The 10,542-nt window shown below is 61.9% G+C and carries 11 protein-coding genes; 5 read left to right on the top strand and 6 right to left on the bottom strand.

Annotated elements, in window-relative coordinates; all coding sequences use genetic code 11:
* Positions 1 to 346: 346 nt before the first annotated feature.
* The 3 genes from dapD to ABL914_RS03730 are packed head-to-tail and all read left to right on the top strand — an operon-like array spanning position 347 to position 2,407.
* Positions 347 to 1,186, top strand: coding sequence for a 2,3,4,5-tetrahydropyridine-2,6-dicarboxylate N-succinyltransferase (gene dapD, locus ABL914_RS03740; RefSeq protein WP_391561813.1), 840 nt, complete (start codon positions 347 to 349; stop codon positions 1,184 to 1,186).
* Positions 1,187 to 1,221: 35 nt separating this feature from the next.
* Positions 1,222 to 1,968, top strand: coding sequence for a glutaminyl-peptide cyclotransferase (locus ABL914_RS03735; RefSeq protein ID WP_391561812.1), 747 nt, complete (start codon positions 1,222 to 1,224; stop codon positions 1,966 to 1,968).
* 4 nt (positions 1,969 to 1,972) lie between these two features.
* Positions 1,973 to 2,407 (top strand): ion channel, encoded by a 435-nt coding sequence (locus ABL914_RS03730; RefSeq protein ID WP_391561811.1) that lies wholly within the window; start codon positions 1,973 to 1,975, stop codon positions 2,405 to 2,407.
* A gap of 68 nt (positions 2,408 to 2,475) precedes the next feature.
* Here the strand turns inward: ABL914_RS03730 and ABL914_RS03725 are convergent, their stop codons facing one another.
* The 6 genes from ABL914_RS03725 to dinB all read right to left on the bottom strand — a co-directional run bounded on the left by ABL914_RS03725 (position 2,476) and on the right by dinB (position 7,753).
* Complete coding sequence (locus tag ABL914_RS03725) at positions 2,476 to 3,750, bottom strand: dipeptidase (protein WP_391561810.1); 1,275 nt, start codon at positions 3,748 to 3,750, stop codon at positions 2,476 to 2,478.
* Positions 3,751 to 3,782: 32 nt separating this feature from the next.
* Positions 3,783 to 4,943, bottom strand: coding sequence for a hypothetical protein (locus ABL914_RS03720; protein WP_391561809.1), 1,161 nt, complete (start codon positions 4,941 to 4,943; stop codon positions 3,783 to 3,785).
* A 59-nt stretch (positions 4,944 to 5,002) separates the two neighbouring features.
* Positions 5,003 to 5,257 (bottom strand): DUF5654 family protein, encoded by a 255-nt coding sequence (locus ABL914_RS03715; protein ID WP_391561808.1) that lies wholly within the window; start codon positions 5,255 to 5,257, stop codon positions 5,003 to 5,005.
* A gap of 118 nt (positions 5,258 to 5,375) precedes the next feature.
* Positions 5,376 to 5,651 (bottom strand): hypothetical protein, encoded by a 276-nt coding sequence (locus ABL914_RS03710; RefSeq protein WP_391561807.1) that lies wholly within the window; start codon positions 5,649 to 5,651, stop codon positions 5,376 to 5,378.
* A 338-nt stretch (positions 5,652 to 5,989) separates the two neighbouring features.
* Complete coding sequence (locus tag ABL914_RS03705) at positions 5,990 to 6,406, bottom strand: hypothetical protein (RefSeq protein ID WP_391561806.1); 417 nt, start codon at positions 6,404 to 6,406, stop codon at positions 5,990 to 5,992.
* A gap of 198 nt (positions 6,407 to 6,604) precedes the next feature.
* The gene (gene dinB / locus ABL914_RS03700; protein ID WP_391561805.1) at positions 6,605 to 7,753 is read right to left on the bottom strand and encodes a DNA polymerase IV; all 1,149 of its coding nucleotides are present in this window, start codon (positions 7,751 to 7,753) and stop codon (positions 6,605 to 6,607) included.
* Positions 7,754 to 7,809: 56 nt separating this feature from the next.
* Between dinB and ABL914_RS03695 the strand changes: the two genes are divergently transcribed.
* Together ABL914_RS03695 and ABL914_RS03690 are read left to right on the top strand one after the other, a co-directional pair.
* Positions 7,810 to 9,063, top strand: a complete 1,254-nt coding sequence (locus ABL914_RS03695) for a multidrug effflux MFS transporter (RefSeq protein ID WP_391561804.1) — start codon at positions 7,810 to 7,812, stop codon at positions 9,061 to 9,063.
* Entirely contained in the window at positions 9,060 to 10,535 is a 1,476-nt protein-coding gene (locus ABL914_RS03690) for a glycerol-3-phosphate dehydrogenase (RefSeq protein ID WP_391561803.1), read from the top strand. Before ABL914_RS03695 ends, ABL914_RS03690 begins: the two co-directional genes overlap by 4 nt.
* The last annotated feature ends 7 nt before the right edge of the window (positions 10,536 to 10,542 follow it).

Below are 10,542 nucleotides of genomic sequence, written 5' to 3'. Positions count from 1 at the left end.
GTGTCGGAGTGGGGGCAGGGGTCGGAGCAGGCGTGGGACTGGGCGGCGGTGTGGAGCCGACTGATCCCCCGCCGCACCCTGCAACCAGAACAAACGAAAGCGCAGCTGCCAGCATATGCAGCTTTGGTTCCAGTATGATCGACTTCGACATCTGCACTGCCTTCCAGCCGTTTAGCCGGCCCAGCATGCCGGCCAACTATGGTTGCTACTCTTTGCCACACGAATGCTTAACCAGATATTTCTGCCAGCTTGGGGTAAAAGGTCGTGCTTGCCCCTGAGCCAAGGGCCGGATAATCGCCGCTGGACATCGCCGAACGGCGTCACCGAAGAATTTGGGGATTTGCAAATGAACGCCACGCTTGCCGCCGCAATCGAAAGCGCCTGGGACGCGCGCGACAGCGTAACACCCGAAAGCCGCGATGTCCGCGCTGTGGTTGATGCTGCGCTGGAACTGCTCGATTCGGGCGAAGGCCGAGTGGCGGAAAGCGATGGCCAGGGCGGCTGGCAGGTCAACCAATGGCTCAAGAAGGCCGTGCTGCTAAGCTTTCGGCTGAATGACAATGCCGTAATGGACTATGGATCGGCCGGGGCCCCTTCGTTTGACAAGGTTCCGCTCAAATTTACCGGCTGGGATGCTGATCGGTTCCGCGCGGCGGGGATCCGCGCGGTGCCCGGCGCAATCGTGCGGCGCGGCGCACATATCGGTCGCAACGTGGTGCTGATGCCCAGCTTTGTGAACATCGGCGCCAACGTTGGCGATGGAACGATGATCGATACCTGGGCCTCGGTTGGTTCCTGCGCGCAAGTGGGCAGAAATTGCCACATTTCGGCCGGAGCCGGGATCGGCGGCGTGTTGGAGCCGATGCAGGCCAATCCGACGATCATCGGTGACAATTGCTTCATCGGCGCACGCAGCGAGATTGTTGAAGGCGTGGTGGTTGGCGAAGGCTGCGTGGTCGCGATGGGGGTGTTCATCACCGCCACCAGCAAAATCGTCTATCGCGATACTGGCCAGGTGATCACCGGCCACATCCCGCCGTTCAGCGTGGTGGTGCCCGGCGCGATGCCCGGCAAGGCCCTGCCCGATGGATCGCCCGGCCCTTCGCTGGCCTGCGCGGTGATCATCAAGCAGGTTGATGCCCAAACCCGCACCAAAACCGCGATCAACGAACTGCTGCGCGATTGATGCGGCGGCTGGCGGCCTTGCTTTTGGCGCTGTTGGTGGCGCCGCTAGCCGCCCAGCCAGCTGCGCCTACCGAGATCCCGCTGGAACGGGCGGCGCTGGTAAAGCGGTTTCCCCATGATCCTGCGGCGTTCACGCAAGGGCTGTTCATCGATCGCGGACAGCTGTTTGAAAGCACCGGAATGGTCGGCCGATCTTCGGTCCGCCTGGTCGATCTGGCCAGCGGCAAGGTGCTGAAATCAGCAGCCATCCCTGCGCCCCATTTTGGCGAGGGGATCGCCCCGTGGAACGGACAGGTGCTATCGCTGACCTGGCAAAGCGGGCTGGGTTTCCGCTGGGGCCGAGGCAGCTTGCGGCAGATCGGCACATTTCGTTACAGCGGCGAAGGCTGGGCGCTGACCAGTTCCGGCAAAGAACTGGTCATGTCTGACGGAACCGACACACTGCGCTTTATCGATCCCAAAAGGTTCGCAGTACTCCGCTCGGTCAAAGTCACGATCAGGGGCCGCCCGCTGAACCAGATCAACGAACTGGAATGGATCGAAGGACAGCTGTTCGCCAACATCTGGATGACCGACTATGTGGTGCGGATCGATCCCGCCAGTGGCAAGGTGATCGGCATTATCGATCTTGGCGATCTGCACCGCGATTCCGGCGCTTTCGGGCATGGTCAGGTTGCCAATGGAATCGCCTGGGATGCCAGGACCAGAAAGCTCTACCTGACCGGCAAGGAATGGCCCTGGCTATACGAGGTAAAGCTTGAACCAGCCGGTTCGGCGGGTTGAACCGATGAACCAGCTGTTCGCCCAATTTGCCGTTTCAACGCTAATGGTGCTGCTATGCGTGGCAATCCATGGGCTGGGCCTGTTCAGCCTGAGCCGGGTTTTGCGGACCGAGGCAGCGATCGAGCGGCTGCGCCATATCCGCGCATTAAGTCCGCGCGGGGCCGGGTTCACGCTGCTGATCGTGCTGGCCATGTTCATGCTCCATGGCTTTGAGATCTGGGCCTTCGCGCTGGTCTATTGGGCGCTTGGGGCAGTTTCCGGCCTTGAAGGCGCGCTCTATTTCTCAACCATCAGCTATTCCACCGTGGGGTACAACGATACCCATATCCTGACCCAGTGGCGATTGCTGGGCGCATTCGAGAGCATTCTGGGGGTGTTTCTGCTGGGTTGGTCAACCGCCTTCTTCTTCCGCATGCTGGGCCGGATCGAGGCGCATTAGGGTTCATTCCGCTTACGAAGAAGTGGGCCCTGGGCGCTCTGTTTCAGCTTGACTGAAACAGTCTCCAATCAAAAACTCACCGCGTTTTCAATCGGCGGGTCGCCGCGATGGGCAAAGGCATAGGCCTCTGCCGCTTTCAGCACCCGCAGCATGTTGCGGCTGGCAAGCTTTTCAAGATCGGACTGGCTCCAGCCGCGCCGCGCCAGTTCGATGAACAGCGCGGGATAGGTAGAGGCATCTTCCATCCCGGCAATCGTCACTTCGATCCCATCAAGATCGCCGCCCAGCCCAACGTGATCCGCGCCGATCCGCCTGGCGATATAATCCAGGTGATCGGCCACATCGCCGATCGTGCCGCGCGGCATCGGGTGGGCCTTGTCCCAATCGGCCAGTGCCGCCTTGGCCCCGGCCGGATCGCCGCGATGAAGCGCCTTGGACCGGGCTTCGGCAGCATCGCGTTCGGCCCCCCATTGCCGGGCAGCTTCCAGCACATAGGGCGGATAGAAGTTGACCATCACGATCCCGCCATTGCGCTTTATCGCATCCAGCGCGGCATCAGGCACGTTGCGCGGATGATGGTTGATCGCAAAGGCATTGGAATGGCTTACAATCACCGGCGCGCCGCTGATCGCCATGGCATCAAGCATGGTCTTTTCACTAACGTGAGCCAGATCGACCAGCATCCCCAGCCGCTGCATTTCACGCACCACATCCTTGCCCAGCGCCGTCAGACCGCCATGCAGCGGCGCATCGGTGGCGCTATCGGCCCAGGCATTGTTCTTGAAATGGGTCAGGGTCATGTATCGCGCGCCCAGCGCATGCATCTGGCGCAGCACGGCCAGACTGCCGCCGATCGAATGGCCGCCTTCCATCCCGATCAACGAAGCGATCTTGCCGCTTTTCCAGGCCGCCTCGACACAGCGCGAATCGATGCACAGCACCAGATCACCAGCACTGCGGGCAATCAGTCGCCGGGTCACGTCGATCTGTTCAAGCGTCGCCTGGACAGCCTGCGGCTCTGGTAGATTGGCCGAGACATAGACCGACCAGAACTGTGCCCCGATCTTGCCCTGGCGCATCCGGATCAGATCGGTCTGCATCGCGCCAACATTGCTGGCAGGATCGGCGGTGCCGGTGGTATCACGGAAATCGAAATCCCCCAGCACATTCCTGCGCCGATCACGCAGCTGCTCAGGCACATCGTTGTGCCCATCCCACACCGGCGCAGCCGCCAGTGCGGCCAGCGCGATCTGTTCAGGGGAGCGGGCCGGCTTGGCCGGAAGCGAAGCTGAAAGGGCGAGCAACGAGGCCAGCGATCCGGCCAGCAAAATGGAATGACGCATGGGTAGTTTCCGTTTCCTGTTCGCCGGGCAGCCTAGTCAAGCTCTCCGGCAAGGTCGAGCAGCTTGAGCATCACGGCGGCCCCGCACTGCTGCGATCGCGCTTTGGGATCATAACGGCCGTCGGCCACAAATTTGCCGCGCTCATACAAGGTTGAAAAGCTCCACAAGTATGGCGAGGCGCGCTTGGAGTGGCGATAGCCGAACCCGTTGTACGCCTCTAGCCGGTGGAGCATCCGCGGCACAGACCAATCGCTTTGCCCGGTGAAACCCAGCAGGCGCAGGGCATCAAGCGCGCTGGCTTCCCAGCTTGACGGCGGCAGCCAGGCGCGCGGCCGGCCAGCGGGCACCTGCCTGGTGCGCTGGTGCAGCGGATAATCGCCGTTGTGCATATGCGCGCGGAAATTGAAACTGGCCTCAAGCCCGTGGATTGCAGCGATGAATTGCCACGGCACGCCAACCTGTTTGCCCAGCGCCGCATAGCGGCTGCGCGACTGGCGCATCATCGTCAGGTGCCAATCGGTGCTTTCGCGGTGTTTGGGCCGGATTTCGGCAGCGCCAAACCAGGCGGCATATTCATCTGAAATATCATCAAACCTGTGACTGGCGCTGATGCCCGGCAAGGGCACTGTGGGCACATCTGGCACCGCCGGTTCGGCCACAGGCGCAGCCAGAACCACACCGGGCAAAACTGGCTGGGCCGGCAGATCGCCATCAAGCGGCGTGGCAATCCGCTGTGGCCGGGCGGTCTGCGGGAAATCAACGCTTGGCAAAGCCGGCATCAACGATCCCTGAAACCAGCCATCGGGGGCGACATACTGGGTCTGGTGCAACCGGAACAGCAGCGCCGCCGCCTTGTCCGCCAATTGCGGCACTCTGGCTTGCGAACGGTCAATCAGCGCAACCAGCCGCGGCATCACCTGTTCGTAGAGCCGCGATGTATCGCCGGGAATTCCGCCGCTGCCGAACGCCAGAGCAGAGGCCGGAAGCCGCAGTGCCTTGGCCTCTTCCTCAAGCCTTAGCAGCTCTGCAATCAGCTCTGCCGCGCCCCGCGCCTCGTCTGGCAAGAGGGCGCTGACCTGCGCTGGCAGGATCTGTTCAAGCGGGCCCGGTAGCGACAAAGGGCCCGCCAGCGCCGCCGCCATCGCCGCGCTGGCCGATCCCAGTAAGTCCCGCCGGTTGATGTCTTGCCCCATCGACTCGCTCCTTCGGGGCAAGTCTAGCACTTCCAGCAGCTTACCCAAGTGGCGGCAGATCAGCCCTCGGCCTCACGCTCAAACGCGGCTGCACCGCCCAACTTTGCCGCCAGCCGGCCCAGCGTGGCCAAAACCACCACCGCCACCAGCGTGGCCATGATCGCATAGGCATAAAGCCCGGCCAGATCATCGCTGATCCCCAATAATGCCAGTGTTGCCTTGATCGCCTCGTTCCAGGCCAGCGCCGCGACCAGCCCAAGCGAGGCCGAAGCGAGTGAAATCATGGTCTGCACCATGGCGCGTGGATCGGTCATATCAAATAGTCCCCATTGTCTGAAAAAATGTCGCCCCGCACCCTATCGCCCCGCGCGGCGGGGACAAGTGCTGGATCACGCTTTGCGAGCGGCTGATCCGGCAGGTTCCGGCCTGGGCCTAGTCGATTTCACCCAGCAGCCTGGCCGCCGAATGCGCGAGACCAGGAGAATCGAGTGCCGCCGCCCGTTTGGCGACCGAAGCCGCTTTGCGGCAGAACACGGCCGGATCGCGCTGATTGGCGAAGCGGTTGTAGATCCTGGTCTGATGGTGTTCAAAGCCGCCGCCATGACGACGCTGTTCGGCAGTATGGGCCGATGCCAGCAGGCCGCGATGCCGCCCAAGGAGCCGGGAATAGTCTGAGGCGACCGATACTCGGCCGCGCCCTTTGCACATCAATGCCGCAACATTGAGCCCAACCCGCAAATGCCAGACCGCTTCGGCCGGGTCGCCGAAAGGCTTGGCCCGAACGGTTTGCTGGCTTTGTTGCGATTGGCCGGCACACCCCCCCAGTAAGCCCAAAATGGCCAGAAAAGGCATTGCTCTGTGCATCGGCAGGGTCCTCCTGCTGCACCAATCAGACAGGTGCTTCCTGGCGGCAAGTCTGCGGAATGCGCGATGCGCCAGAGCGGCGCTGGGGTGCGACCAAGCCGCCGTGCCAGCCCCAAACGCAAAGCAGCCCGGAACGCAAAGGTTCCGGGCCGCCCTGAATTGCGGTTCAGCAATCGGCTGGCTTACTTGTCCTTGGTTGCCTCTTCGACAACTTCGACAGCAGCCTTGCCCATGTTGACGCAGGTGCTCATATTTTCTTCAATGTAGCCATCGCTCTTGGCGCTATCGCCCAGGATTTCGATGATCTTGTCGCTTTCGGTCGAAACTTCGGCGCCAACTTGTTTGGCATCCTTGTCGGCACTGACCGCCGCAATAACCATCAGCGAAACCGAATAGCCGTTGAACTGGTCGATCTGGTCCTTGTTCTTGACCTCGCCGCCATCAAGACCCAGCACGCCTGCAACCACCTGGTTGAACGCGGCGCAATGAACCAGATCGTTATAATTCAGGCCTGATTCGGCTTGGCTTGCGGTGGGTACGGTGATCGCCGAAAGGGCGAAGAGCGGCGCAATTGCCTTGCGTAAAAAGCTGGCTTTCATTCTTGGAACTCCCCTAAATATTAGACGGTCCGGGTAGCACCCCTTTACGCCGTCCAGATTGTAAGAACGCGTCGCAGTCTCGCACTCTGACAACACCCCCTTGTAATAGGATTTCTTGCTTTCGCCAGCCTGAGCCGGCTGTTTGCTGGCGTTCATGTTGGCCCATTTTGGGATATCCCACTTTTGTGAGGGCAGCGCCTAGAACGGCAACTCGGCCTGGCTGGCTGCGCTGGCCGGTGCCGGCTGGGCATCCTCATCCAGCGCCGAAAGGGTTAGCCCAACCAGCCGAACCGGCTGGGCCAGCGGTAGCACTTCAGCCAACAACGCGTGGCCGATCGCGGCGAATTCAGCCTTGTCTGCCACGGGCCGGGACAGTGACCGGGCCCGGGTCAACTGGCTGAAATCGGCATGTTTGAGTTTGAGCGTAACGGTTCGTCCGTGCGAGCCCGCGCTTTCGATCCGCCGCCAGATGATGTCGATGATCCCGGCCAGAACATCACGCAGTGCCGCACCTGAGGACACATCCTTGCCCAGCGTCCGCTCTGCCCCAACCGATTTGCGGGCGCGGTTGGCCTTGACCGCACGCAAATCGATCCCGCGTGCCGCACGGTAAAGGTAATCGGCCTGGCTGCCGAAATGCTTGCGCAGGAAATCGATATCGCGCCCGGCCAGATCGGCTCCGGTCTCGATCCCCAGCGCGGCCATCTTTTCGGTGCCCTTTGGGCCGATCCCAAAGAACCGGCGGACCGGCAGGGCGGCAACGAATGCGGCCCCTTCACCCGGCCGGATAACACACAGCCCATCAGGTTTGTTCTGATCGCTGGCCAATTTGGCGAGAAACTTGTTGTACGAAACGCCGGCACTGGCGCTGAGCCCGGTTTCGGCCTTGATCCGGGCGCGGATCAGCTCTGCAATCCGGATCGCCGAACCAATCCCCTGGCTATCCTCGGTCACATCAAGAAACGCCTCATCAAGACTGAGCGGTTCAACATGCGGGGTATAGTCGCGAAATATCTCGCGGATCTGGCGCGAGACGTCGGTGTAAACCGCAAAGCGCGGCGGGCGGAAAATCAGCGATGGACACAGCCGCTTGGCGGTGATCGATGGCATCGCGCTGCGGCAGCCAAATTTGCGCGCTTCATAGGAACAGGTGGTCAATACTCCGCGCGGGCCATCGCCGCCCACGGCGACCGGCAGCCCGCGCAATGCCGGATCATCACGCTGCTCCACGCTGGCATAAAACGCATCCATATCGACATGGATCACCTTCCTTAGGCCTTGTGCCTCATCGCCGGGATCATCGGCTTGGGTAGATGGTTCGATCATGGCCCCGGTGATAGCGCGCATCGGGCCAATACGAAAATGCACTGGCCTAAAAAGCCCAATCCGGTCATGGGCGGCGCATGTCTGCTGACTTGCCAAGCACTGAACGCCATATTCGCCCGCTGGGTGAACGCGAATTCGTGTTCATGATGGCGACGCTGATGGCCTTGGTGGCGCTTTCGATCGATTCGATGCTGCCCGCGCTGGACGAGATTGCGGCCGATCTGAACGCGGGCGATCCCAACCGCCGCCAGCTGGTGATCGGGGTTTATCTGGTTGCTGCTGCGCTGGGTGCACTGATCCCTGGCGCGCTGGCTGACCGGTATGGCCGCCGCCCGGTGCTGCTGGGCGCGCTGGGCTGTTATGCGGCGCTCGCGCTGGTCTGTGCGCTGGTCCGTGATTTTGAAACCTTGCTGGCCGCACGCGGGCTTCAGGCGCTGACCAGCGCCGGGCTTTCGGTGCTGCCCAGCGCGATTGTGCGTGATCGCTTTTCGGGCGATCGGATGGCGCGGGTGCTTTCAACCATCACGCTGGTATTCATGGCGGTGCCAATGATCGCGCCGTCTTATGGCCAGCTGATCCTGCTGGTGGCAGACTGGCGTTGGATCTTTGGCGGCACCACCGTGCTGGCGATGATTGTGGCGGCATGGGTCTGGCTGCGGCTGCCAGAAACGCTTGAACCGGCCAACCGCCAGGACATCCACATTGCCACGATTGGCAGAAATATGGGTCAGGCGCTAACCAGCCGCGCCTCGATCGGCTATGTCGTTGGTGGGGGGATTTTGTGGTCGGGGCTATTCGGCTATCTCAATTCCTCGCAGCAGCTGGTTGCAGAGCATTTCGGTGCGGGCGATCGGTTTGCGCTGTATTTTGCGCTGATGGCCGGGATGATGGCGATCGCAAACCTGACCAATGCATCGATCGTGATGCGGTTTGGCGCGCGGCGGGTTTCGCACAGCGCGCTGTTCGCGTTCATCGCGGTTGCCTGCCTGCAAATCTGGCGCGCGTTCAGCGGGCATGAGGCGCTGTGGGATTTCGTGCTGCTGATGGGCGCGCAGATGAGCCTGATTGCCTTTATGGGCGCCAATTTCACTTCGATCGCGCTGCAGCCGTTCGGACGTACCGCCGGAGCTGCGGCATCAGTCCAGATGTTCGTCCGCTCCAGCCTGTCATCGGTTCTGGGGATCGCAATCGGCCAGGCCTATGATGGATCAGCCCGGCCGATATCAGTGGCCCTGCTGATCGGCGGCTTGATTGCGCTGGTTTTGGTTCTGTTCAGCGAAAACGGCCGGCTGTTTCGCCGCCTCAATCCACCAGGTAGCCAGCCAACATGAGCACCACCGAACTTTACGACCTGGCCATCATCGGCGGCGGTGTGAACGGGGCCGGGATTGCCCGGGACGCAGCCGGACGCGGCGCGAAAGTGTTGCTGCTGGAAGCCGGCGATCTGGCCCAGGGAACCAGTTCGGCGTCAACCAAGCTGATCCACGGCGGCCTGCGCTATCTTGAGCACTACGAATTCGGCCTGGTTCGCGAATCGCTGAAAGAGCGCGAGGCACTGTGGCAGATCGCCCCGCATATCATCCATCCGCTGCGCTTTGTGCTGCCGCATGTCGAAGGGCTGCGCCCACGCTGGCTGCTCAGGCTGGGGCTGTTCCTTTATGATCATATCGGCGGGCGCAAACGGCTTGCCGCAACCCGCACGGTGGATTTGCGCCGCCATCCAGCCGGGGCGCCGCTCAAAGGTGGGTTTGCGGCTGCGTTTGAATATTCCGATGGCTGGGTTGATGATGCCCGGTTGGTCGCGCTGAATGCGCTGGACGCGGCCGAACACGGGGCCACCATCCTGGTCCAGAGCCGGCTTACCGCCGCGCACCGCGATGGGGATAGCTGGGAACTGAAAACCGCAGATCGCACGTTCCGGGCGAGCGCACTGGTCAATGCGGCCGGGCCACAGGTGCTGTCGGTTGAAGGCTTGCTGGGCGACAAGCCAGACTATGCAATGCGGTTGGTGCGAGGTTCGCACATCGTGGTGCCAAAGCTGTTCGACCACCCCTATGCCTATTTCTTCCAGCTGCCCGACGGGCGGATATTCTTTGCGATCCCTTATCAGCGTGATTTTACCCTGATCGGCACCACCGACCGCGATCAGCAAAGCGGCGATCCGATCGCGGCCAACGCTGAAGAGATCGCCTATCTGTGCGAAGGGGCGAGCCGTTATTTCGCCAAGACTATTACGCCGGCGGACGTGGTCTGGACCTATTCCGGGGTGCGCCCGCTGATTGACGATGGTTCTGGCAAGCCCGAGGCGGCAACCCGCGGCTATCGTCTTGAACTTTCCGATCCGGCGCGCGGCGCACCGCTGCTAAGTGTTTATGGCGGCAAGATCACAACCTACCGCCATCTGGCTGAAGAAGCGGTAGACAAGCTGGCGGCGCGCCTGCCTGCGTTATCGGGCAAGCGGTGGACCACCGCCCGGCCGCTGCCTGGCGGAGATTTTCCAATCGATGGGCTGGAAGCCCTGAAGGCCGATCTGGCCGCGGCCTATCGGTTTCTGGGTGAGGGCGATGTAGACCGGATCAGCCGCGCCTATGGCACCCGGGCCCGCGTATGGCTGGGCGATGCCCAAGGGTGGCAGGCGCTGGGCCGCAATTTTGGCGCCGGGTTGACCAAGGCCGAAGTCGATTATCTGTGTGCCCATGAATGGGCCCATCACGCTGAAGACGTATTGTGGCGCCGAACCAAGCTGGGCCTGCGGCTGAACAAGGCCGAACAAGCGGATCTGACCGAATACCTTGGCGGCTAGTCGTATC

This window comes from Novosphingobium sp., from assembly GCF_040079535.1.
Taxonomy (GTDB): Bacteria; Pseudomonadota; Alphaproteobacteria; order Sphingomonadales; family Sphingomonadaceae; genus Novosphingobium.
The sequence above is the reverse complement of the archived record's forward strand: the minus strand, read 5'-3'. Positions and strand labels throughout refer to the sequence as shown.